At 58.3% G+C, this 22,000-nt stretch carries 23 protein-coding genes; 11 read left to right on the top strand and 12 right to left on the bottom strand.

Annotation, left to right across the window (positions count from 1 at the left end):
* Positions 1 to 240 precede the first annotated feature (240 nt).
* Entirely contained in the window at positions 241 to 753 is a 513-nt protein-coding gene (locus ABRP66_RS00065) for an ATP-binding protein (protein WP_284784461.1), read from the bottom strand.
* 215 nt (positions 754 to 968) lie between these two features.
* Here ABRP66_RS00065 and ABRP66_RS00070 point away from each other — a divergent pair, with 215 nt between their 5' ends.
* Positions 969 to 1,586 carry a GntR family transcriptional regulator gene (locus ABRP66_RS00070; RefSeq protein WP_284781807.1) on the top strand — a complete coding sequence of 206 codons (618 nt, stop codon included), beginning with the start codon at positions 969 to 971 and terminating at the stop codon, positions 1,584 to 1,586.
* Positions 1,587 to 1,606: 20 nt separating this feature from the next.
* Here ABRP66_RS00070 and ABRP66_RS00075 read toward each other — a convergent pair whose 3' ends face one another.
* The 3 genes from ABRP66_RS00075 to ABRP66_RS00085 all read right to left on the bottom strand — a co-directional run bounded on the left by ABRP66_RS00075 (position 1,607) and on the right by ABRP66_RS00085 (position 4,135).
* Complete coding sequence (locus ABRP66_RS00075; RefSeq protein WP_284781809.1) at positions 1,607 to 2,386, bottom strand: putative hydro-lyase; 780 nt, start codon at positions 2,384 to 2,386, stop codon at positions 1,607 to 1,609.
* Positions 2,377 to 3,540 carry an NRAMP family divalent metal transporter gene (locus ABRP66_RS00080; RefSeq protein WP_284781960.1) on the bottom strand — a complete coding sequence of 388 codons (1,164 nt, stop codon included), beginning with the start codon at positions 3,538 to 3,540 and terminating at the stop codon, positions 2,377 to 2,379. The genes ABRP66_RS00075 and ABRP66_RS00080 overlap by 10 nt, the downstream gene beginning before the upstream one ends.
* A gap of 196 nt (positions 3,541 to 3,736) precedes the next feature.
* Entirely contained in the window at positions 3,737 to 4,135 is a 399-nt protein-coding gene (locus tag ABRP66_RS00085; RefSeq protein ID WP_284770065.1) for an endonuclease domain-containing protein, read from the bottom strand.
* Between the two features lie 1,034 nt (positions 4,136 to 5,169).
* Between ABRP66_RS00085 and ABRP66_RS00090 the strand changes: the two genes are divergently transcribed.
* Positions 5,170 to 6,213 carry an RNase H family protein gene (locus ABRP66_RS00090; protein ID WP_284784459.1) on the top strand — a complete coding sequence of 348 codons (1,044 nt, stop codon included), beginning with the start codon at positions 5,170 to 5,172 and terminating at the stop codon, positions 6,211 to 6,213.
* A gap of 6 nt (positions 6,214 to 6,219) precedes the next feature.
* On the opposite strand, the gene ABRP66_RS00095 is transcribed toward ABRP66_RS00090, so the two are convergent.
* Positions 6,220 to 6,675 (bottom strand): YdcF family protein, encoded by a 456-nt coding sequence (locus ABRP66_RS00095; protein WP_284781814.1) that lies wholly within the window; start codon positions 6,673 to 6,675, stop codon positions 6,220 to 6,222.
* Between the two features lie 120 nt (positions 6,676 to 6,795).
* On the opposite strand from ABRP66_RS00095, the gene ABRP66_RS00100 reads away from it, so the two are divergent.
* Positions 6,796 to 7,782 carry a LacI family DNA-binding transcriptional regulator gene (locus tag ABRP66_RS00100; RefSeq protein WP_284781816.1) on the top strand — a complete coding sequence of 329 codons (987 nt, stop codon included), beginning with the start codon at positions 6,796 to 6,798 and terminating at the stop codon, positions 7,780 to 7,782.
* Between the two features lie 11 nt (positions 7,783 to 7,793).
* Positions 7,794 to 8,702 (top strand): ribokinase, encoded by a 909-nt coding sequence (locus ABRP66_RS00105; RefSeq protein ID WP_284781817.1) that lies wholly within the window; start codon positions 7,794 to 7,796, stop codon positions 8,700 to 8,702.
* 381 nt (positions 8,703 to 9,083) lie between these two features.
* Here ABRP66_RS00105 and purE read toward each other — a convergent pair whose 3' ends face one another.
* Both purE and ABRP66_RS00115 read right to left on the bottom strand, forming a co-directional pair.
* Positions 9,084 to 9,584 (bottom strand): 5-(carboxyamino)imidazole ribonucleotide mutase, encoded by a 501-nt coding sequence (purE, locus tag ABRP66_RS00110; protein ID WP_284781822.1) that lies wholly within the window; start codon positions 9,582 to 9,584, stop codon positions 9,084 to 9,086.
* 24 nt (positions 9,585 to 9,608) lie between these two features.
* Complete coding sequence (locus tag ABRP66_RS00115; protein ID WP_284781823.1) at positions 9,609 to 10,817, bottom strand: 5-(carboxyamino)imidazole ribonucleotide synthase; 1,209 nt, start codon at positions 10,815 to 10,817, stop codon at positions 9,609 to 9,611.
* Between ABRP66_RS00115 and budA the strand changes: the two genes are divergently transcribed.
* Positions 10,803 to 11,534 (top strand): acetolactate decarboxylase, encoded by a 732-nt coding sequence (budA, locus tag ABRP66_RS00120; RefSeq protein WP_284770073.1) that lies wholly within the window; start codon positions 10,803 to 10,805, stop codon positions 11,532 to 11,534. The two genes, ABRP66_RS00115 and budA, sit on opposite strands and share 15 nt — an antisense overlap.
* Here budA and ABRP66_RS00125 read toward each other — a convergent pair.
* Together ABRP66_RS00125 and ABRP66_RS00130 are read right to left on the bottom strand one after the other, a co-directional pair.
* Positions 11,512 to 11,952, bottom strand: coding sequence for a YdbT family protein (locus tag ABRP66_RS00125; protein WP_284770074.1), 441 nt, complete (start codon positions 11,950 to 11,952; stop codon positions 11,512 to 11,514). The two genes, budA and ABRP66_RS00125, sit on opposite strands and share 23 nt — an antisense overlap.
* A 146-nt stretch (positions 11,953 to 12,098) precedes the next feature.
* Positions 12,099 to 12,968, bottom strand: coding sequence for a biotin--[acetyl-CoA-carboxylase] ligase (locus ABRP66_RS00130; protein ID WP_349838153.1), 870 nt, complete (start codon positions 12,966 to 12,968; stop codon positions 12,099 to 12,101).
* A 43-nt stretch (positions 12,969 to 13,011) separates the two neighbouring features.
* Here ABRP66_RS00130 and ABRP66_RS00135 point away from each other — a divergent pair, with 43 nt between their 5' ends.
* From ABRP66_RS00135 to ABRP66_RS00160, 6 genes are all read left to right on the top strand, one after another.
* Positions 13,012 to 14,004: an ABC transporter ATP-binding protein gene (locus ABRP66_RS00135; protein ID WP_284781827.1), complete on the top strand. Its 993-nt coding sequence runs from the start codon at positions 13,012 to 13,014 to the stop codon at positions 14,002 to 14,004.
* A 101-nt stretch (positions 14,005 to 14,105) separates the two neighbouring features.
* Positions 14,106 to 15,368 (top strand): ABC transporter substrate-binding protein, encoded by a 1,263-nt coding sequence (locus tag ABRP66_RS00140; protein ID WP_284849873.1) that lies wholly within the window; start codon positions 14,106 to 14,108, stop codon positions 15,366 to 15,368.
* Positions 15,369 to 15,563: 195 nt separating this feature from the next.
* A complete protein-coding gene (locus ABRP66_RS00145) occupies positions 15,564 to 16,571 on the top strand; it encodes a carbohydrate ABC transporter permease (RefSeq protein ID WP_284781829.1) in 1,008 nt (335 codons plus the stop codon).
* Positions 16,571 to 17,392 carry a carbohydrate ABC transporter permease gene (locus ABRP66_RS00150; protein WP_284770079.1) on the top strand — a complete coding sequence of 274 codons (822 nt, stop codon included), beginning with the start codon at positions 16,571 to 16,573 and terminating at the stop codon, positions 17,390 to 17,392. The genes ABRP66_RS00145 and ABRP66_RS00150 overlap by 1 nt, the downstream gene beginning before the upstream one ends.
* Entirely contained in the window at positions 17,392 to 17,577 is a 186-nt protein-coding gene (locus ABRP66_RS00155) for a hypothetical protein (RefSeq protein ID WP_023028381.1), read from the top strand. The genes ABRP66_RS00150 and ABRP66_RS00155 overlap by 1 nt, the downstream gene beginning before the upstream one ends.
* Positions 17,574 to 19,079, top strand: coding sequence for an alpha-amylase family protein (locus tag ABRP66_RS00160; protein ID WP_284770080.1), 1,506 nt, complete (start codon positions 17,574 to 17,576; stop codon positions 19,077 to 19,079). The genes ABRP66_RS00155 and ABRP66_RS00160 overlap by 4 nt, the downstream gene beginning before the upstream one ends.
* Positions 19,080 to 19,374: 295 nt before the next feature.
* Here the strand turns inward: ABRP66_RS00160 and ABRP66_RS00165 are convergent, their stop codons facing one another.
* Genes ABRP66_RS00165 through ABRP66_RS00175 form a run of 3 tightly spaced genes read right to left on the bottom strand, consistent with a single transcriptional unit; the run spans position 19,375 to position 21,820 of the window.
* Positions 19,375 to 19,953, bottom strand: coding sequence for a hypothetical protein (locus ABRP66_RS00165; RefSeq protein ID WP_284781831.1), 579 nt, complete (start codon positions 19,951 to 19,953; stop codon positions 19,375 to 19,377).
* A 3-nt stretch (positions 19,954 to 19,956) separates the two neighbouring features.
* Positions 19,957 to 20,529, bottom strand: coding sequence for a hypothetical protein (locus ABRP66_RS00170; protein ID WP_284770082.1), 573 nt, complete (start codon positions 20,527 to 20,529; stop codon positions 19,957 to 19,959).
* A gap of 22 nt (positions 20,530 to 20,551) precedes the next feature.
* Positions 20,552 to 21,820 (bottom strand): hypothetical protein, encoded by a 1,269-nt coding sequence (locus ABRP66_RS00175; protein ID WP_284770083.1) that lies wholly within the window; start codon positions 21,818 to 21,820, stop codon positions 20,552 to 20,554.
* Between the last annotated feature and the right edge of the window lie 180 nt (positions 21,821 to 22,000).

Consider the following 22,000-nt stretch of genomic DNA (forward strand, 5'->3'; position numbering starts at 1 on the left):
GCAATCTTGTGCACCTAGTTGCCCATATGCGCTGGAATCTCGCGCGCCATCGAGTACCGCATGGGTCCACGCCAAAGCGCCGACCAACTGCATTAGGTACGGATACCCCTGCACCAATGCGGTCGCCTCTTCCAAAGCGCGCTCGCTGAAACCGCGCCCAGCCGCGGTGGCGGTGCTATGCAGGGTCTCAGCTACGGTGGCATCATCAAGCAGCCCCAAATCCAGCCTTTGAGCGCGGCGCTAAGAGGTGGTGCCCTCGTGGTCCAATAGTTCTTCTACCCCGAAGGTCAATCCCGCGGCGGCGAAGGCGATATCGTACTCGCCCCGAATGAGATCCTGGATGGCGGTGGCAAGCTGCGCAAGCTCATCCACGGAAGCCGCTTGCACCTCATCGACAGTCAACAAGACGCCAGCATCATGCGCACGCGCGGCCTTCAAGAGGCTACGCAGCCGCGAGACCAAGCTGGGCTGGGCCTGGTTGTGGGGCAATTGTGTCGTCACAGATCCCACGCCCGCCACAGAGAATCCCGTGATCTTGCGGCCCGTCTTCTCCGTATAGTCCAGCTCCTCGATGGCTTCCGGAATCGTGGAATCGCGCAGCTGCGCTACCATCTGGGCATCCGCATAGGCGCGGATAACAACACACCCTAGGCGGCGCGCGGATTCTTCGAACTCATTGAGCAGCACGGTTTTGCCCACCCCGCGAGTACCGCTGACCAGCAAGGCACGCTGCATGGCGCCCACGCCACCCACGAGCCCATAGTTAAACGAGCTGATTTCAAATTCGCGCCCAGCCAGCTACACCGGCGACGCGCCAAAACTGGGGCGAAAAGGATTCTTATCCGGAATCACTATGCCAGACCTTCCATTTAGATCTTTTAGAACTTCGCCGCCTCTTTAGAACTTTTAGATCTTTAAGTCATACGGAATGACCGTTGACGCCTCACCCATTCAGTAAGGTGAGGGGCATGCTTTCCCAGTCCGTCGCCACCGCTTTGCGCCAAGAGATGTCGGCCGGCAATTTTCAGCCCGGCGAGCAACTCAGCGAGGTAAAGGTGGCCGAGCAATTCGGTTGCTCCCGCAATACCCTCCGCGAGGCCTTCACCACGCTCGCAGCCGAGCGCCTGGTTGAACGCATCCCCCACCGCGGCGTCTTCATCGCCACCCCGGATGCCGCCTATATCCGCGATTTATTCGCCGCCCGCGCCGCCATCGAGCCGGCCGCCGTACGGTGGGGCGCATTTGCCGATGCCCCCTCGCTCATCTCCCTCGCATCCTCCGCCTTCGAATGCGCAAGGCGCGATAAACACCAGGAAGTCTCCTCCATTAACCAGCTCTTCCACCAAACACTGGTAGCAGGACTTGATTCTCCCACCTTGGATGAGCAGATGAGCAACCTGCTCGCGCGCATGCGGCTTACCTTCTTATTGGTCATCCCCCGCTACCCACAGCTGCACGCCGAGCACATTCAAGGCAACGTTGATGTGGCCACGCTCATCGCGGAGGGAAAACGCGAAGAGGCCACCACGCGCTTGCGCGATAGCCTCTTAGAAACCTGCGATACCATCTTGTCCTTCACGGACTAAGAAAGTAGCGGGGACAATGCCTAAGGGATGAGGTACTCCGCATCGCGGGCATTGGTCACCAGCATCTTGCCCGGCGCATGGGAAATGGCCAGCTCCGGCTTTGAATCCATCACGATGGCTTGCGGGGTGACCCCACACGCCCAAAAGACGGGCAAGCAACCTTCTGGAATATCCACCGCATCACCAAAGTCTGGGTGCGCTAAATCCGCAATGCCGATAGCCGCTGGGTCCCCCACGTGCACCGGCGCGCCATGCACGGATGGATAGCGGGAGGTAATGCGCACCGCATCGGAGACCTGCGATGCCGGAATCGGGCGCATCGATACCACCATCGGTCCGGAAAATACGCCCGCAGGAGTAGTAGGAATATTCGTCCGGTACATCGGCACATTGCGTTGCTGTTTGATATGCGCGATCTCTATGCCCGCATCCACCAGCGCTGTTTCAAAGGTAAACGAGCAGCCGATAAGGAAGCTGACCATGTCAGGGGTGTAATGGGAGGTGGCATCGGCAAGCGTGGCCGTGTGCTCACCATGCTCAAAGATGCGATAGGCCGGGATATCGGTGCGGATATCGCCGCCAGGTAGCAGATCCGAGGTGTACTGGCCTGCCTCAAGCACGCCGACGATGGGGCACGGCTTGGGGTTGCGCTGGGCGAAAAGCAGGAAGTCGAAGGCGTATGCGCTGGGCAGCGAGAGCAGGTTGGCCTGCATGTAGCCTCGCGCGTGCCCGGCGGTGGTGGTCATCTCGTGGGTGCGCGCAAACTCGCGCACCTCTTCTGGCGTATGCATTATGCCCATATCGCCGTGATTCCTGAGACTGCTCGGAGACCGATGAAGATGGTGAGCAACCAGACCAGGCTGCCAAGGATAAGCAGCCACTTTGGGTACTTATAACCTTGCAGCAGGTCCTTGCGGCGCCAGGCCACCCACATCACCAGCGCGAAGCCGATGGGAAGGATGAGCCCGTTAATCGCACCGGCGAAGATCAAGAGCTTTTGCGGCGCGGAGTTGATTAGTACAAAAATGATCGTACAAACCGTAATGAAGATGACGGTGAAGATATTGCGGGTCCGGGACGAAGTTTCCTGGGTGGTCACGAAGGATACCGAGGTATAAGCGGCACCGATGACGGAAGAAAGGCCTGCGGCAAAGAGCACCATGCCGAATGCGCGGAGGCCGAATTCACCAGCTGCGTGGTAGAAGGCATCGGCGGCAGTATTATTTTCTTTTAGCGTGACGCCGGTAGCTACCACGCCCAATACCGCCAAGAAGAGCAGCATGCGCATAATACCGGTGACGATGATGCCGCTGACGGAAGTCCGCGTAATGTTCTTGACGTTTTCAACGCCGGATAAGCCCGCATCGATCAACCGGTGCGCGCCGGCAAAAGTGATATAGCCGCCGACGGTGCCGCCGATGATGGTGGTGATGACGAAGAAATCGATTTCACCCGGCGCGACGGTATTCTTAAGCGCCTCCCCTACCGGCGGCTGGCTGACGATGGCCACATACAACATAAGCAGGATCATTACCGCGCCCAAGGCGGCCACAAGGCGGTCCAGCGCCATTCCAGCGCGGCGGGAGAGGAAGATGAACACCGCAATCGCCGCCGCAATGACGCCACCGATACGGGCATCGATGCCCAGCATCGCGTTCAGGCCCAAGCCTGCGCCGGCGATATTCCCGATATTAAAAATCGCCCCGCCGAAAAAGACGAAGCCTGCGAGCACCCAGCCCAATCCGGGCAGGACGGTATTGCCCAAGGTATTGGCGCGCATTCCCGTCACGCAGAGCACGCGCCACACATTAAGCTGGATGGCAATGTCCACCAAGATGGACAGCGCGATAGCGAAGGCAAAAGAAGCGCCCATCTGGACGGTAAAGACCGAAGTCTGGGTCAAAAAGCCCGGGCCAATGGCCGAGGTAGCCATGAGGAACATGGCGCCCGCCATGGCGCCAATGCCCTTGGGCGGGGTTTTCGCATCCGCCTGCGCATCCGCCTGTGCCGAGGCGGAAACTTGTTTTTCAGCACTCACTAGTTTCACCTTTCGTGACGCCGGTCTCTCTTAAATGTGATTCGCATCATCATAATTGTTATTGCGGAGGTTGTTCAACAACATCTATAGCTAGGGGTGCTTCGGGGGTGATCTACGCTACTTTTCCCGCCTTTCGCCCCAGGTATTCAACTATTGTCTCCACTACCCTATTCGGCTCATTGACCAGCTCTTTTGGCCCGAATCTCAATACGCTAAATTGCTGATTTTCGATTTCTCGTTGCCTGCGCATCTGTTCCTTGACCACTGTTTCCGGTGCTTTCCCATAAGTACCGTCGTACTTGGTATCCCCGTCGACCTCGATAATGAGCCACCCATCGATACATAAGTCAGCCCGGTACTTTCCCAATACACGAAATTGTGGGTACACAGTGGCCGTGGGAATCCTTTCAATAATCAACGCCCGCAACAGCGACTCGTACGGTGATTCAGAACCGGCATACGCATGCTCCACCACCATTCTCATGGGGATAGGCCCCTTCATCCGAGCCATTGCTGCCCGAGTTTCCTTCAGATCTTCTATCGAAACTAGGCCCGCACGCAATGCGGAATCGACCGCTACAAGCCCCTCCGGAAACCCATGTAACCTAGCGATATCCAAGCACGTTCGTGCCGGATTAGTCACCCGAACCCCGGACCTTTCTACCGATGTCTCCCCTATACGTGACATTCGGTAATACTTTCGCGGCCACTGCGTGTGCGGTGGAATGCTTCCTGAAGGTGAAGCGAGCTCAACGAGCTCTTTTCTCCTGGGAATCACCCAAATTCCCCAAATACGCGCAGCTGACTTAGCCACCAATGACGCGCGGTGCGCACTTAAGCCGGCCGCTAAAGTAAGGGCAAGCTGTTGCTTATGCCATGGCCAGCTTTCCCACGTCGTTGTTTTCACTGCAATCCATGGAGCGACTCGCTTTAATTCGCCCGTGTACAGCGCGGGATAGTAAGGACTAGTTGAACCTGCATAGCGAAGATTAATTAACTCATGATTTAACATGCTCTTTATCTTCGCTGCTTCCTAGAGAAACTGCTGAGCGTGATGCTCCAAATGGTCATATTCTGAGCTCCCCGCTGGGCATCCGCATTGAACGGGTCTAATCCCACGGAACGGGCGACTAGTACCTTTTGCGAAGGATAGGTAGTCGGTCGCTTTGGTCAGGGTTGGAAGGTCAGCCTCCTATGGTCAACCTCCACTGCAATAACTGAGCAAACTCGCTCCTCAAATATCGCAAATCTTCTTCAAATATTGCATAAGACCCTGCACTTTCGGAGCATCCTGAAACGGCTTTCTCACTGCCCGTTGCCACGCTTCCGGAAGAGGCCTTTGAGCAGCCGGTTGCAGAGCTTCTTGAAGCAGCTTATGCAAGGCATCCTGAAGAGCCCTTTGAGCAGCCCAGTGGACAGCTCTTTGTTGCACTGTTGCGGGAGGGGCCGCAACGAGTCCTAAAACTATCGCGAACAGTCACGAATCGAGTCCACATCAGGCGCGTGCAGCTCACCGCTGGAATGGGGCGTGATTTACTAGAACCAATGGAACCCCTCGAGCTCTCAGCACTCACCGGCACGCAATCGCGTACCTACGGCACCCGCAAAATCACCAAGGACATGGTGTCTGCGCCGGTCCATGTGGCGATCGCCCTGTGGGACGAACGCTGGGACTCAGCGGAGGACGGAACCATCGAGGGCTGGGTCATCGCGGTCAACACTCCGCAGGCACGCTTTGTACGCAAAGGCCAGATCAAAAAGGGCGATATCGTCAAAGTTGCAGTTAGCGAGCTACAGCGCGCCCTGCGCGGAATCGATGGACGTACCTGGATTGTCACTGGTCGCAGGCAAAATGCGCTGCGATCGGCACTCGAGAAGCGCGGCTATACGGTGACGGGGAGCTTTGCGGGGGAGAATCGGGCATCGGCAAGCGCGAGCTCCGCACGCCGCAAACAAGCTGGCTTGACCGCGCGGAAGGCCCGCAAGCTGGGCGAGGCCCCGAAGAAGAAGGAAGCAAACAAGGTCGAAACGCCAGAGGCGAAATGGTGGCCGAATTTCTCGCATACGACATCCTGGCCGACGGGCGCGGTGGTGCGCATCGCTACCGATGCTTCCTCCGATACCGTATTCAAGGGGTCGATGTGTTTCGTGGCGGGAAACGGTGACTACCGCCTGCACACCCGCGAGACGAAAGCTAGCACGGATGAACTGGAGTTAGAAGCGCTCACGCTCGCCTTAAAGTACCTGCTCAAGGTAGGTGCGACGAAGGCCGTGATCGAATCCGATTCTGTTGCGGCATTGGATGCTGTCAACCACATTGTGCACAAGAAAGGCTCGAAGGCGGCACGGCCGGGACGCAGGTGGCGCGGTGTCTCGTCTAGTGCGCGCTCCCGATTCCAACAGGCCTGGGGCGATCTAGAAGGCACCTGCGAAGTGGATATTCGCCGTGTGCTCGGTCATGCCGGGGATCCGCTCAATCGCGCCGCCGATCAGATTGCGTATATGGGGCTGCGCGCCATTGCGCACCCCATGAAGCAATCGCGGCCTACCTTGCAAAGCGGGATCAGCAAGGCGCTCAAGGCAGTGTAGCCTCGGTTACCTCCGCAGTCGCCGCCACAGGATTCGCGCTGCGGAATGCGGGGTCGCCGCAACCTCGCGTAGGTAATTGCGCGGCATCGACAGCCACGGCGTGCGCGCGGGGTGAACATTAATCGCAATGCCCAAATGCCAGGCCCACAATGTGGTGCGCAGGGCATGGAAATCGTTGGTGACCACCTGCAATACGGCATCTGGTGCAAGGCTATGTGCGTTTTCTAAATTTTCATTTGTACTGGTAGCAGCCGGTTCCACAAGCACATTCCCAGGATCAACGCCTCGCTTGATGAGGTACTCAGCCATCGCGCCCGCTTCCCCGCAGCCAGAGACGATAACTGTCTGCCCAGAATAGAGCTCAAGCGTCTTATCCAAACGAGACCGCAGCATGGCGCCCGGATGACCGTGGGTAACACGAGAGCCCAAAACAAGGAGCGGATCGCGCGGGGAATCTTCCATGCACATTAGCTTAGACCGGCGCGAACCCTTGACAGACACAGGTACTGAACCGTAGATTGAGACACAAGTGTGCAATCGATTGCACGACCCATCGAAGCTGCTCTAACCCTAGGAGCCGAATTGGCCGCAACCACCCTCAAGCACGTAGCCGCCGCAGCTGGGGTGTCCATTTCCACCGCCTCGCGCGCGCTGGCAGGAAATCCAGCTATTTCCGCAGCCACCCGCAGGCGCGTAAAACAAGCAGCCGAACAGCTCAATTACCGCCCAAATGCCCAGGCACGCGCGCTGCGCAACGCACGGTCCAACGCCATCGGCCTCGTCATACCAAGCCTGGATAACTCGTATTTCGCCGCCATGGCCGCCGCAATTGAACAAGAAGCTAATGCTCACGGTGTCGCCACCATGATTACCAGCTGCGGCGAGGATCCTGCGCGTTTGGAACGCGCCCTCGATGCCCTCACGCAGCGGCAGGTTGATGGAATAATTACTGTTCCCTTCGATGGCACAGAAGACGCCATCCGCCAGGCCCATTCCCATCGGCCGTTGCTATTGATTGACCGAACACTGGGAGAATTTCCCGCCGTGATTTCTGATCCTGGTCCGGGAATGCATAAGGCAATTGCGCAGCTCAAGGACAAAGGCCATACCTCGATTGGCTATCTTTCCGGCCCCCAAGAAACCTCTACCGGCAGGCAGCGCCTCTCTGTATTCGCAGAAGCAGCCCGCGACCTTGATATCCACATTCACCACGGCAGCTTCCGGCACCGCGAGGGATATAAGGGCGCGATCGAACTACTTAATGCAGGGGTCACGGCCATCGTTGCCGCTGACTCGATGATGACTGCAGGCGCATTAGAAGCCTGTCATAATTCCGGCAAGGCCATTGGAGAGGAAGTCGCACTCGTCGGTTTCGATGACTTCATTTACCTGCGCTTCCAGCCGGCGCCCATATCCGTAGTGGACCAAAACGTCGACCACATGGGCAAGATAGCCACCGCAGAACTCATCGCGGCCATCAAAAATAAGCGCCCGCCTCAAGGATCGATAATCGATACGCGATATATCCCCCGCATGTCCACTGCATTCACCGTAGAATCCGATTCATAGGAGGATTTCCAATGAGCAAACTCACCGTCGTCGGCTCGATTAATGCTGACCTTATTGTCCATGCCGAACGCCACCCGCACCCCGGCGAAACGCTGCTGGGCTCCGGCGGCGAGATCCTCGCTGGCGGCAAGGGCGCGAACCAAGCGGTCGCCGCTGCGCAATTGGGCGCCAATGTAGCTTTCGTCGGCGCGGTCGGTTCCGATCCCTACGCCGAGCCCGCCATGCACTACATGCACAGCTCCGGCATCGATCTCAGCGCGGTGGAACAGTCCGATACCACTACCGGCTTGGCGGTCATCACGGTCTCCGCCGATGGGGAAAACACCATCGTCATCTCCCCCGGCGCCAACGCTCTTGTCGATGCCCCCTTCGTCACCGCCCGCCAATCCACCATCGCCGATGCGGACGTGGTCTTGCTCCAGGGCGAAATCCCCGCGTCCGGTTTCAAAGCCGCCGTCGATGCCGCTCAAGGGCGCGTGGTCGTCAACCTCGCCCCGGTCATCGAGGTGGACCGCGACGCCCTCCTGCAGGCCGATCCCCTCATGGCCAACGAGCACGAGGCTGGCCTCATCCTTGAGCAACTGGGCCTTTCTTCCACCGGCACCCCGCGCGAGCTCGCCCACCGCCTTGTCTCCGCCGGCTTTAAATCGGTGGTGCTGACCCTCGGGGCCGAAGGCGCCTACGTAGCAACGCCCGATTCCAACACGGACATCCCCACCCCACAGATCACCGCAGTCGATACCACCGGCGCCGGCGATGCCTTTGCCGGTGCTTTTTGCACCAAGCTCCTTGAAGGCGCCACGCTTGTCGATGCCGCCACCTTCGCCGCCCGCGTCGGCGCCTTCGCCGCCACCAGCGCCGGCGCCCAGCCGTCCTATCCCACGACCTCTTCACAATTGCCAGAGGTCACGCAGAAATAGAAGCGTCCAGTTTTAAAGTCACTGCAATGGAAGGTCACATCAGCCATCATGCATAAGAGCCTTGGAAAGGATAGTAAGAATAAAGAGAGAAGCGGTAAGAGCGAGCCTAAAAATGGAAAGCCTTTTTAATCTCGCTATTGATATTTCTGCTTGTCCCCTTACCTTTTGCTCTTTACCTTGGCGGCACTGAGTGGCTTTTCAACGACAAGAAATCGGTGCCGAAAGAATTCTGGGTTTCTTATGTACTAGGTTTCGTCGTTTTTATTGGTGGATTGCTCTGGATGCAGATCAAAGAGTGGTTCCATGACGACTCCAAGAATTCTAAACGGTAGCTGACTGGAGTCTCCCTCTCTTTCAGCCGAAAAAGAAAGGGGCTCGTCCCTACTCCCCTAGCAGCTTCGAGCGCAGGTTCTTATCCTTCTGCTCGACTTCTTCTGCCATCTTTTCTTGGTAGGCGACCATCTTGTTTTGCAGGGCGGGGTCTCCGGCGCCCAGGATGCGGGCGGCCAGCAGGCCGGCGTTCTTTGCGCCGCCGATGGAGACGGTGGCCACGGGAACGCCGCTAGGCATCTGCACGATAGAAAGCAGGGAGTCTAGGCCATCGAGGTCCTTGAGTGCGCGCGGAATGCCGATAACGGGCAGCGGCGTGGCCGCTGCAACCATGCCCGGCAGGTGGGCGGCGCCACCGGCACAGGCGATGATGGCCTTAAGGCCGCGGGAGTGCGCTCCCTTGGCGTAGGCCAGCATCTTTTCCGGGGTGCGGTGGGCGCTAACCACGCCGACCTCAAAGGGGATGCCGAAGTCCGCGAGGACTTCCGCGGCGGGTTCGACGGTGGGCCAATCCGAATCCGAGCCCATGATGATTCCTACCTGCGGTTCCATAATGTCCTTTCTAGGTTTTAAGAGTTATGCCCACGTTGCGTGCATGAGAAAGTGCGCGGCCTGGCGGGCGGCATCGCGGGTCTCATCGAGTGATGTACCAGCGACATTGACGTGGCCGATCTTGCGGCCAGCGCGGTGGTCCTTGCCGTACAGGTGAATCTTGGCGTGCGGGTAGCGTTCCATGACCTCGCGCACACGCTGCGGCATAGGCATCCTGGGATCTTCGTCCGCGCCGAGAACATTTGCCATAACGGTCACCGGGGCTAGGGCGTCCACCGCACCCAAGGGCAGGTCGAGTACGGCGCGCAGGTGCTGTTCGAACTGCGAGGTCACGCAGCCATCCTGGGTCCAGTGGCCGGTATTGTGCGGGCGCATGGCCAATTCATTAACGGAGATGTCCTCGCCATTTTCACCGTTGAAGGCGAAAAGCTCCACGGCTAGCACGCCGGTCACGCCGAGGGATTCGGCAATGCTTAGCCCCAGCGCAGAGGCGCGTTCGGCCAGATCAGGCGAGAGATCGGGCGCGGGCGCGATGGCCTCGGCACAGATGCCGTTGGCCTGGCGGGACTGGGTAATGGGCCAGACCTTGGCTTCACCGGATGGGCGGCGCGCTACCAAGATGGACAGCTCGCGGGTCAGATCCACCTTCTCTTCGGCCATGAGCGGCGTGCCGGCGTCTAATAGCTCGGCGACGAGCTCATCAAGATCGGCATCCGAGGGAAACCACACGCCCTTGCCGTCATAGCCACCGCGGCGGGCCTTGAGACAAACGCGCCCGTCTACGGCATCGAAAAAAGCGCGGGCATCAGCAACGGATTCGATTGCGCTAAACCGCGGAACGGGCGCCCCCAGTGCGGAGAGCTTTTCCCGCATGTCCAGCTTGTCCTGGGCATAGCGCAGGGCGCTGGGCTGGGGCTGGACGTTAAAGGAGGCATCGATAAGCGCGGCGGAATGCTCATTGGGCACATGCTCATGCTCGAAGGTAACCGCATCCGCGCCGCGGGCTGCCGCGAGCAGATCCTCGTACTTGTGATAATCGCCCACCACGATGTCCGGGGTGACCTGCGCGGTCGAAGAATCCGGGCTACCAGCAAGAATCCGCAGATGAATATCGAGTTCAGCGGCGGCAGGCTGCATCATGCGCGCCAGCTGACCATCGCCACAGACAGTTACAATAGGTTTTGAGACACTCACGCCCACAATATTAGCTTGGATACCATGTTTACCCGTCATTCGATCTTCCAGAACTCCCTCATGAGCGCCCTCCTTGATGGCATTTATGACGGCGAGATGACCATCTCTGAGCTGCTAGGAAAGGGCAATTTCGGCATCGGTACCTTTAACGGCCTAGATGGTGAAATGATCATTCTGGACGGGACCTGCTACCAACTGCGCGGCGATGGCTCCGCACGGGTTGCGGACTTGGACCAGCAGACTCCTTATGCCGTGGCCACCAATTTTGTGCCGCGCATTCTTGTCGATGCCCCACGGGGCCTGCGCCGCGACGAGCTTTCCGCCTTCATCGATGAGGTGGAACCTTCCGCCAATTACATGTACGCGGTCCGTATCACGGGCAGGTTTTCTGAGGTCACCACGCGCACCGTGGTCAAACAAACCAAGCCCTATCCCCCAATGACCAAGGCGGTCGGCGGCGATAAAGAGCTGCACTTTAGCGATGTCGAAGGAGTCATCGGTGGCTTCCGCACTCCCGTGTACGAGCGCGGGATTTCTGTACCCGGCTGCCACGTGCACTTTATCGACGCCGCGCGTAAGTCCGGCGGACATGTGCTGGATTACACCGTGGATGAGGCGAAAATCGAGCTCTGCCCCGGTTCAGATCTAGAACTGCGCCTGCCGCTGACCCAAGAATTCAGCAGCGCTAACCTCGCACCGGAGGATCTTGATAAGCAATTGCACTCCACCGAGGTTAAAACCAAGGGCGATCATTAATAATCTCCGCCACCTGCTTTGACTTGGCCACGGTGGGAAAATACATGGCCCTGTCCCAGCCGTTGAGCGCAATGGAGATACCGCCGCGGCGCTTGCGGGCGCCGCGAATATCTTCCAGTGGAATCGAATCGATGTGGCGGCCTTCCCGCACAATGACGCGGCGATTGGTCACGATGAACCGCTTGCGGCGAGCCTTATAAAACGGAATGAGAAAGCGCCACGTGCTCAGCCCGGCCCACAAGACGACGAGCCCGTTGCGCAGCATGGGTTCTACTCCCTGGGCATCGCACCAGCCGATGGCAATCCACAGCACGCCAGTAATGAGGATGAGCTCCAGGAATGGGAAAACGAGCGCGCGAAATGGCGCGGATACATCCGCGCGCTTGACCTCGCCTTGGCCCATCTTCATCAATCCCATAGCCATGGATAGTACCAGTGCGAGGCAGCGCTACTCGGACTGCGCGAACTACCACCCGACGCCTGCTGCGCGTCGCCTGCCGCGCGATACCTATCGCGCGGCGACTATCGCGCGGCGCCGATCGTGCGACATCTAACGTGCGGCGCCTATCGCGCCGGACGCAGATGCGTCACGTCACCGGCGGAGTAGTACTCGCCTGCGACGTTAATGCGGCCGTCCTCACCAATGCCCTCAACACGGCCGATGACATCGCCAGTCGGGGTCTCCAGCCGCACCTCCTGGTCAATGGATGAGCACACCGCGCGGTAATCCTGCATAAGCTGCGGATCCTGGTTCTCCCACTGCGTAATGCGGCGGCGCAGGTTTTTCAGCACGGTAATGGCCAGCTCGGTGCGGTCGGTATCGCGGCCTTCCAGAGCCAACGAGGTGGCCTTTTCAATGGGCAATTCTTCGCGGCTGAGCGTGACATTAATACCCATGCCTACGACCACGCGCGCAGAGGGCGCCTGCCCGCCGACGACCTTATTTACCTCGGCTTTATTGACTTCAGCTTTGTTGACCTCAGCCTTGTTCAACTCAGTTTTATTCAGTTCTGCCTTATTGACCTCAGTCTTCGGTGCGGACTTGAAGGCTTGGCCCACGGGACCGGCCTCGGCAAGGATGCCGCAGAGTTTATTGCCATCGATATGCACGTCATTCGGCCATTTCAGCACGGAGCCCTCGATGGAATCGGTCACGGCCAGGCCCGCAGCCAGCGGAAGCGTGCCCAAGTGGTCGAGAGAATCGGGCAAAAGCAGCACGGAAAAGATCACCTGGGATTCGGCTGGCGCCGTCCACGCCCGGCCGAGGCGGCCTTTGCCGGACAACTGCTCATCGGCAAGCAGCACGGTGCCATCGGTGACATTGGTGGCCTGCATCAGATCGGTATTGGTGGAACCGGTCTGATCCACAAAATCGATGGTGGTGAAGTCCTCTGCCAGGGCGGTGCGGATGCGGTGCTTATCAAGTGCAGTCATAGATTCCAAGATACCGTCCGCTGGTGGTGCTAGTGTGTTGCGCATGGCAAAGGTCACTTTTGAAAAGGTAAATATCACTTACCCCGGCGCGGCGGCGCCCACCGTGAAGGAATTGGACCTAGAAATCGCGGACGGCGAGTTCCTCGTTTTGGTGGGCCCTTCTGGCTGCGGCAAGTCCACGACGCTGCGCGCGCTGGCCGGCCTTGAACCAACGTCTAGTGGCCGGATTCTCATCGATGATACGGATGTCACGGGCCTTGAACCGGGCGATCGCGATATTGCGATGGTTTTTCAAAATTATGCGCTCTACCCGCACCTTTCGGTGGAAGAAAACATGGGCTTTTCGCTCAAGCTGGCGAAGCTCCCCAAGGCTGAAATCAAGCAAAAGGTCCAGGATGCCGCGGAGATGCTGGGGTTGAGCGAGTTCCTTAAGCGCAAGCCCAAGGACCTCTCGGGCGGTCAGCGCCAGCGCGTTGCCATGGGCCGTGCCATTGTGCGCAACCCTAAGGCCTTCCTCATGGATGAGCCGCTCTCTAACCTGGATGCGAAGCTGCGCGTGCAAACCCGTACGGAGCTTGCGAGCCTGCAGCAGCGCCTTGGTACCACCACGGTCTATGTCACCCACGACCAGGTCGAGGCCATGACGCTGGGGCACCGAGTCGCGGTGCTGAAAGATGGCGAATTGCAACAGGTTGCCCCGCCGCGCGAGCTTTATGCGGAACCGGCCAACGAGTTCGTCGCCGGCTTTATTGGTTCGCCTGCAATGAATATCTTTGACCACAACGGCGAGCGCCTGGGTGTGCGCCCGGAAAATATGCACCTCAATGAGGGGGCTGAGGGACTGCGCGGCGTGGTCGACCTGGTTGAAGAGTTGGGTTCCGAATCCTTTGTCTACGCCACGGTGGGTAGCGCACGGTTCGTGGCCCGGTGTGAAGGCACCCCGCCGCAGCGCGGTGAGGAGGTTGTATTGACCTTTGATGCAAGCGCTGCACACCGCTTTGACCCAGAAACCGGGCGACGTATCTCCACCTCCTAAATTACCCCCCATTTAGAGGTGAATAATCAAAATCTATTCTGCGCGCGGTGTTTGTAAATTATTTTTAAGGAACACCCAAGCTTTCTGAAAGGTGAATTCCCATGAAGAAGTACTTCATTCGCACCACAGTCGCCACCACGGCAGTATTGGCGCTGGCAGGCTGCTCCACGTCTGACGACGGTGCAGATAACGCGGATGGCTCCGCATCCGGTTCCGGTTCCGGCGCTGACTCCCACGGCCCCATCACCTTTGCCATGGGCAAGAACGACACGGATAAGATCACTCCCATCATCGATAAGTGGAATGAAGAAAATCCGGATGAAAAGGTCACCCTCAAGGAGCTCGCGGGCGAGTCCGATGCCCAGCGCGAGACCTTGGTGCAGTCCCTCCAGGCCGGCAATGATGACTACGATGTCATGGCCCTCGACGTGGTCTGGACCGCGGAATTCGCCGCCAACCAGTGGCTCCAGCCGCTAAACGGTGACTTCGAGACCGATACCTCGGAGCTCTTGCCCGCCACCGTGGAATCGGCCACCTACAATGACGTGCTGTATGCGCTCCCGCAAAACACCAATGGCCAGCTCCTCTTCCGCAATACTGAGCTCGCGGACGCTACCCCGGAGAAATTCGCTGACCTCGAATCCGCCTGCAAGGCCCTGGAAGATGACAAGAAGTGCCTGACCACCCAGCTCAAGCAGTACGAGGGCTTGGCTTTGAACACCGCCGGCTTCATGGAGGGCTGGGGCGGCTCGGTGCTTGACGATGACGGCAATGCCACCGTCGACTCCAAGGAAGCCCAGGAAGGCCTGCAGGCCATGGTGGATGCTTATGAAGACGAAATCATCTCCAAGGACTCCACCGCCGCCACCGAGGAAGAGACCAACATGGCCTTCACCGAAGGCAAGACCGCCTTCGCAGTGAACTGGCCCTACATGTACACCAATGCCGTAGATGCCGGCATTGACGTTGAGGTCCAAGCACCGCTGGGCAAGGATGGCGTTGGCGTGTCCACCTTGGGCGGCTACAACAACGGCATCAACATCAATTCCAAGAACAAGGGCACCGCCCTGGACTTCATGAACTTCATCATCAATGAGGAGAACCAGAAGTCCTTTGCTGAGCAGTCCTTCCCGCCGGTTCTTTCCTCCATCTACGATGATCCACAGTTGCAGGAGGAATTCCCCTACTTGCCAGCGCTGAAGGAATCCCTAGAAAACGCCGCACCGCGTCCGGTATCGCCGTTCTATTCCGCCATCTCTAAGGCCATTCAGGACAACGCTTATGCCGCGCTTACCGATGGCAAGTCCGTCGAGGATGCCACCTCCGATATGAAGGCGGCCATCGATTCTGCTTCGCAGGGTTAAAGAAGCCCTCCCTGGACCTCGTATCCTACGGGCAGGGAGCATGCTGAAAAGCGAGAAATATATAGCGAACCGCTAGTACACAAATGGGTGAGGAAGGCGCATATGCCACTGCCTCACCCTTTGTGGTTTTCCCGTCCCAGTTGGGGATAGAATCTAGCGCACTAGAAATCATCTGAATCAGAAAGGCGAACTCCCGTGGTCACCACTTCGCCGACGCAACAGAAGCACCCTCGATCGAAAAAGCCCAAGCGCGCCTCTAGCACCTCCAGGTTTGCCAATTTCGGGCGCCCGGCCGCGCTGATCGCCCCGGCGCTCATCGTACTGGGCATTATCATCGGCTATCCCATCGTGCGCGCGGTCATCCTGTCTTTCCAGGGAAACCGGCAGCTCAACCCCAAAACGGGTCTCTTTGAAGAAGGCGGTTTCGCCGGCATAGACAATTACCTGTACTGGATCAATAACCGCTGTGTGTCCGGTGCGGGTGAAATCACGACGTGTCCGCCCGGAGTTATCGCCACCGACTTTTGGCCCGCCGTAAAAATCACGCTGTTTTTCACCGTGGTCACGGTCGCCCTGGAGACCATTCTCGGCATGTTCATGGCCATCATCATGAACGGCGAGTACCGCGGCCGCGGCTTAGTGCGCGCTGCCGTGCTTATCCCCTGGGCCATTCCTACCGCCGTGACGGCCAAGCTGTGGCAGTTCATGTTCGCCCCGGACGGCATAGTCAATTCCTTGCTGGGCGCGAATATCGCCTGGACCACGGACCCGTTTTATGCGCGCTTTGCCGTCATCATCGCAGACGTGTGGAAGACCGCACCGTTTATGGCCCTGCTCATCCTGGCTGGCCTGCAGATAATCCCCAAGGATGTCTACGATGCCGCCCGCGTCGATGGCGCTAACCGCATCCAAACCTTCTTCCGCATCACCCTGCCGCTAGTGCGCCCAGCCCTGATGGTGGCCGTGCTCTTCCGCACCCTGGATGCGCTGCGCATGTATGACCTTCCCGTCATCATGATTTCGAGCTCCTCTAATTCCCCTACCGCCACCATTTCCCAGCTGGTGGTGGAAGATATGCGCCAAGGTAACTTCAATTCCGCCTCGGCGCTATCCACCCTTATCTTCTTGCTCATCTTCTTCGTCGCCTTCATCCTCATCCGCTTCCTAGGCGCGGATGTCTCCGGCAGAAAGGGTGCAAAATAATGCGTAAATTCGGACACTACGCGGGCATTATCTTCATCATGTTCTGGGGCCTTGCCCCTTTTTATTGGATGGTGGTCACCGCCCTGCGCAGCCAGGAATTCACCTTCGATACCACGCCCTGGCCAACGCATATCACGCTCGATAATTTCCGCGATGCCCTCGCAACGGATAAGGGCAATGACTTCCTCGGCGCGCTGGGCAATTCGCTGTTCATCTCGCTCGCAACCACCACGGTAGCCGTCTTAGTCGGCGTATTTACCGCGTATGCGCTCTCCCGCTATGACTTTCCCGGCAAGGGTATTGTCACCGGCATCATCCTGGCGGCCTCCATGTTCCCTGCCATCGCGCTGGTTACCCCGCTCTTCCAGCTCTTTGGCCGCCTAGAGTGGATCGGCACCTACCGGGCGATGATCATCCCAAATATCTCCTTCGCCCTGCCACTAACGGTCTATACCCTGCTCAGCTTTTTCCGGCAGCTGCCGTGGGAGCTTGAGGAGGCTGCCCGTGTGGATGGCGCTTCACGTGCCCAGGCCTTCCGCCTCATCCTCCTGCCTCTGGCCGCACCGGCACTGTTTACCACCGCGATCATCGCCTTTATCACCACGTGGAATGAATTCATGTTGGCCAAGCAGCTGTCCACGACTGCGACCGAGCCGGTCACGGTGGCCATCGCCCGTTTCTCTGGCCCCTCGGCCTTCGAGTACCCTTATGCCGCAACCATGGCGGCTGGTGCATTGGTGACCATTCCGCTTATCATCATGGTGCTCATTTTCCAGCACCGCATCGTCGCCGGGCTTACCGCAGGAGGTGTCAAGGCCTAATGCGCCGGTCCCTGCTGTGGGATTCGCTTCTCGGATTCCTCGGCTTCTTCGCGTGTCTTGCGGTTATCCAAGCCGTGGTGAACCTATTTGAAGACTCTCCCGCCGTATGGCCCGGCCTAGTGGCCGGCGCGCTGTGCGCACTGACCTATCTTGCGTGGCGGGCAAAAAGAAAGGATCTGCAATGAGCTGGTACCACAACGCCGTCTTCTATCAAGCCCTCGTGGGCTCCTTTAAGGACTCTGGCAATAACGAGGCCGAAAATAAGGGCATCGGTACGCTGCGCGGGGTCATCGACAAGCTGGATTACCTCCAGTGGTTGGGCGTGGACTGCCTCTGGCTCTCGCCGTTTTATGCCTCGCCGCTGCGCGATGACGGCTACGATATCGCCGATTATTACTCCATCCACCCCGATTACGGCACGATGGCGGATTTCGAGGAACTGGTTGAGGAATTGCACCGCCGCGATATGCGCATCATGACGGACCTGGCGCTCAACCACACCAGCTCCGACCACCCGTGGTTCCAGGCCTCGCGCTCCGATCCGGATGGCCCGTTTGGGGATTTCTACGTCTGGGGCGATGACCCCGAGCGCTACCCCGAAATCCGCGTCATTTTCACCGACGTCGAGACCTCCAACTGGACCTGGGACGAGGAGCGCCAGCAGTACTATTTCCACCGCTTTTACTCCCACCAGCCGGATCTCAATTACGATAACCCGGACGTGCAGGATGAGGTCTTTAATATCTTGTCCTTCTGGATGGACAAAGGCCTTGATGGCCTGCGCCTCGATGCCATTGCGTACCTCTTCGAGCGCGATGAGCTCGGCGGCGAATCCCTGCCGGAGACGGTGGAGTTCGTGGAAAAGATTCGCTCCTTTATGGATACCCACTATCCCGAGGCCGTCCTCATTGCGGAGGCCAACCAGCCGCCCAAGGAGACCATGGATTTCTACGGCTCCGGCAACCGCTTCCACATGGTCTTCAACTTCCCGGTCATGCCGCGGCTGTACCAAGCGCTCGCGCTTGGCGATGCCACCCCCGTCTACGACATCCTCGACCAACTACCGCCGCTGCCCGAGGGCTGCCAGTGGGGTACCTTCCTGCGCAACCACGACGAATTGACCTTGGAAATGGTTGACGATGATGTCCGTGAGCTGATGTATCAGACCTACCTGCCAGAGGAAGGCATGCGGGCGCACGTGGGCATCGCCAGGCGGCTCATGCCGTTGATGGGTGGGGACCGCCGCAAGGTGGAGCTGATGTTTTCGCTGCTGATGACCCTGCCGGGAGCGCCATTTATTTATTATGGCGATGAAATCGGCATGCTCGATGACACCTCTTTGCCGGATCGTTATGCCGTTCGCACCCCCATGCAGTGGGACGATAGCGAAACCGCGGGCTTTAGCGCGCGCACCCCGGCGCGGCTGCCTATCGTCGGCGGCACGTCCGTGGAATCTCAGCTCAACGATGCCACTTCCCTGCTCCACAGCGTGCGCACCATGATTGCAGAGCGCCACGCGCACCCCGACCTGGGAACGGCACCCTGCGAGCCAGTGGAAACCGGTAAGGAAAGTGTGCTCGGTTACCAGCGCGGCGACCTGTTGTGCCTGCACAATTTCAGCGACCGCTCCGTTGACCTAGGCCCCGTCGAGCTCGGACCTTACGGATACGCCTGGTTGCCGGCCTAGAGCGGCTGTCTTTGGCCCGGCATGACCGCTGCACGGCCAGCCATGCCGGTGGATGGGCCTGCTTTTGCAATTTGTGCATCCTCCACTGCGATAACTGAGCAAACCCGGCCCTCAGATATCGCAAATCTTCCTCAAATGTTGCAGAGGACCCTGCACTTTGGAGGATGCACTTCAGAGGATGCACTTTGGAGGATGCACTTCTACAAACCAAGCAGTGCGCGCCGTAGCTGCTACAAAAAAGAGCCCAGCTCCACACCCCATTCACAGGGTGCGGCTGGGCTCATTTTCTGATGAACTAACTCCAGTCCGGAGCGTCTTCTAAGCGCAGCTCGGAATAGCGAGCTTCAGGGACAGTGGCCGAATATGGTTTTCCTACCGTTTCCCATACTTGATCTCGGTTGCAGCGCACATCCTGGCCATCGGTATCCAGCATGGTAAAGCCCCACACCAACTTGCCTTGGGAATTTGCAGGCAAGGTGTATGGCCCAACTACCTGGTTAATCTTCCAGTGTTGTTCGCTTACATAGTTGAATCCGTAGGTCTTAGTCAGGATCTTGGCCAAATCTCCCTCTCCCTGCACGGAGCCGGAAACCTCAACGGTTTCCGTCCGCGCTTTGGATACGGTGTGTTTGACCGGCACCGGCTCAGCATTGTGGTTTGCCACGCTTGCGGCATCGGTTTGTTTGAACCAGCGGCGCTTCGCGGTGACATAGGTTGAGTTCTCCCCCGGCGTTGCGCAATGCGTGCCGGGCTTAAAGTCATCGTTCCAGCGCTGGGGCAGTTCAAAGTCTCCGCCGAAGTCAGAGGCATGGGCTACGGGAACGGCCACCAAGCTCAGCGCTGCGATTGCACTAGCGATGGTCTTCACCTTCACGGTTTAACCCCAATCGTTGTTATCACGGGTGGAGACTGCGACGTGGCGTTCCTTGGGCAGAGTTGCGGTAAATTTACCGCCATTGGCCTGCCAGGTGTGGTCGGAACCGCACACGGTCTTTTGACCCTCGAAGTCAGAGACTACCCAACCAGCCTTCAGCACGGCAGTCTTTCCCGGGGCGATATCGTATGGGCCAACCTGCTCGCCTACCTCGTAGGTCTGGCTAGAGGTGTAGCTGGAGGAGAAGGTGAAGTGAATCAGATCCAACAGCTTGAAGTCCACACCAGCAGAAACGTTCCAGGTCTTGGACTTGGTTTCCTTGATGGAGCGGGTTACGGGAAGCGGCTCGTCGTTGTAGTTGGAAACGGTCCAGGTACCGGCGGAACCGTCGAAATAGGTGCGCTTAATATCAATGGTCTGGCCGGTATCGCCAGGATTGGCGCAACGTTCACCAATCGTAGTGGGGTTTGCAGGGCCCAGGTCGCGCTGCGGCAATGCATTGGCGGCTGGGGCAGCGAATACGCCGGCGGCAACGGCTAAAGCCGCGGTGGTGGACGCAATCTTGGAAATGCGCATGAGATGTACTCCTAGCAGGTATTTAGTAGATGGTTTGGGTGGGTACGGGCAGATCGCGGTATTCGTCAGGGGTGACGTCTACGGTGCGGGTACTGCCGTCTTTGGAAGTGATTGTGGCTTCGGCCCAGAAACCGCTCGGGGCGGTGGTCTGTTTATAGTTCGAGGTGAGGTCGTACTTGCCGGATTTTCCGCAGTGCACTTCGCGATAGTTGATACGGGTCATGGTGGTGCCGTACTCCACGCGAACGCGCTCTCCGGGTGCAAGGTTTACATGTTTGAGTTCAGTACCGACCGGCATGTAGGCACGCTTGATGGCGCCCACGGACTCGAGCCACCCCTGAGGGATATCGCCCCTATTGCCTCGCCAATTGGTATATGGATCGTGCTGGGCACCAACCACGAAGTCCGTTACCGGAGCAAATTCATAGTCGCCCTGAGACCAGTTGAGGAAGTCGGTGGAATAACCGGGCTTGCGGAAGGTTGGCTTCACCGCGGTGATATCCAGCGGATACCAGGAGTTATCGTTGGCTTCGCACTTTTCGCCTTCCTTGGGCCAAGCAGGATCGCGTTGGGGTTCAGCGGCTGGTTGCATGATCTCGTCTTTGTTCGGATCAGCAATCTTTTCCAAGCTGGGGCCGGAAACCGCAGTGTAGCTACCTTCGATGGGCTTAGAATTAGTGCTGCCGGATCGAGACGGAATTTCCATTGCCAGGTCCGATACGGATCCATCGGCCTTGATGATATAGGCAAAGGCATAGCGCTCTGCTGGGCCTTTACCGCGGATGACGTTGGCGCCGGGAATGTTTTCGAGGCGGTCATCATTGCAGCCGACGAACATGGAAATAAAGTCCTTTTCCACCACGCCGTATTCCACGCGGAAGGATTCACCCGGCTTGAGTTTGACGGGCCCGAAGGTTTCTTTATCTCGCCAGCCATTGGCCATTTTTAGGCCAATATCGGATTTGGCGGTGGTGTCCCAACCAGAGGGCAACTTGGCCTTGGAGTTGGCATCAATTTCGTGATTGGTGCCGGTTTCTACCTCTGCGGTGTACGGCACCTCCTGGTCGGTGGTGTTTTTGAATTGCAAGGTTCCGTCGCTCATGTAGCGACGTCCTGTTTCAGCAAACCGCCATTCGCGTTCGGTGTTATCTCCGGCGGCGCTGCAGCTTTTATAGAGGTTGGTAATGGGATATGCCTGTGGCATCGGGGGAATATCGCGCGCATGTGCCGCGGGCGCGAGAAGTATCGCGATGGCAAGCGGCGCGACAAGTCGCAGTCCCTTTGAAATCACCAGAAGACCGTCCTTGTGGTTGTTTAAGGATACGAGAAAAATTCATGAAGACACAGCTGATATTAAGCTCTTCGTTATAGCTCCTCAACAGTTACAGCTATCTCTCTTTATGGCATTTATCGTCGTTACGGTGGGAAAACGCCCCTTACCGGTAACGAACGCTGCACAACACATTTCACC

Source organism: Corynebacterium sp. KPL2680 (assembly GCF_040225675.1).
In the GTDB taxonomy this organism is placed as follows: Bacteria; Actinomycetota; Actinomycetes; order Mycobacteriales; family Mycobacteriaceae; genus Corynebacterium; species Corynebacterium rhinophilum.

Coding starts and splice junctions, on each gene's coding strand:
- ABRP66_RS00125 (WP_284770074.1), bottom strand. CDS start 11,952: ATGGGATTGATGAAGATGGGCCAAGGCGAGGTCAAGCGCGCGGATGTA.
- ABRP66_RS00135 (WP_284781827.1), top strand. CDS start 13,012: ATGGCAAAGGTCACTTTTGAAAAGGTAAATATCACTTACCCCGGCGCG.
- ABRP66_RS00095 (WP_284781814.1), bottom strand. CDS start 6,675: ATGGAAGATTCCCCGCGCGATCCGCTCCTTGTTTTGGGCTCTCGTGTT.
- budA (WP_284770073.1), top strand. CDS start 10,803: ATGTTTACCCGTCATTCGATCTTCCAGAACTCCCTCATGAGCGCCCTC.
- ABRP66_RS00130 (WP_349838153.1), bottom strand. CDS start 12,968: ATGACTGCACTTGATAAGCACCGCATCCGCACCGCCCTGGCAGAGGAC.
- ABRP66_RS00155 (WP_023028381.1), top strand. CDS start 17,392: ATGCGCCGGTCCCTGCTGTGGGATTCGCTTCTCGGATTCCTCGGCTTC.
- ABRP66_RS00170 (WP_284770082.1), bottom strand. CDS start 20,529: ATGCGCATTTCCAAGATTGCGTCCACCACCGCGGCTTTAGCCGTTGCC.
- ABRP66_RS00140 (WP_284849873.1), top strand. CDS start 14,106: ATGAAGAAGTACTTCATTCGCACCACAGTCGCCACCACGGCAGTATTG.
- ABRP66_RS00080 (WP_284781960.1), bottom strand. CDS start 3,540: ATGGCGGGCGCCATGTTCCTCATGGCTACCTCGGCCATTGGCCCGGGC.
- ABRP66_RS00115 (WP_284781823.1), bottom strand. CDS start 10,817: ATGACGGGTAAACATGGTATCCAAGCTAATATTGTGGGCGTGAGTGTC.
- ABRP66_RS00075 (WP_284781809.1), bottom strand. CDS start 2,386: ATGGGCATAATGCATACGCCAGAAGAGGTGCGCGAGTTTGCGCGCACC.
- purE (WP_284781822.1), bottom strand. CDS start 9,584: ATGGAACCGCAGGTAGGAATCATCATGGGCTCGGATTCGGATTGGCCC.
- ABRP66_RS00105 (WP_284781817.1), top strand. CDS start 7,794: ATGAGCAAACTCACCGTCGTCGGCTCGATTAATGCTGACCTTATTGTC.
- ABRP66_RS00150 (WP_284770079.1), top strand. CDS start 16,571: ATGCGTAAATTCGGACACTACGCGGGCATTATCTTCATCATGTTCTGG.
- ABRP66_RS00160 (WP_284770080.1), top strand. CDS start 17,574: ATGAGCTGGTACCACAACGCCGTCTTCTATCAAGCCCTCGTGGGCTCC.
- ABRP66_RS00085 (WP_284770065.1), bottom strand. CDS start 4,135: ATGGCTCGGATGAAGGGGCCTATCCCCATGAGAATGGTGGTGGAGCAT.
- ABRP66_RS00070 (WP_284781807.1), top strand. CDS start 969: ATGCTTTCCCAGTCCGTCGCCACCGCTTTGCGCCAAGAGATGTCGGCC.
- ABRP66_RS00090 (WP_284784459.1), top strand. CDS start 5,170: ATGGAACCCCTCGAGCTCTCAGCACTCACCGGCACGCAATCGCGTACC.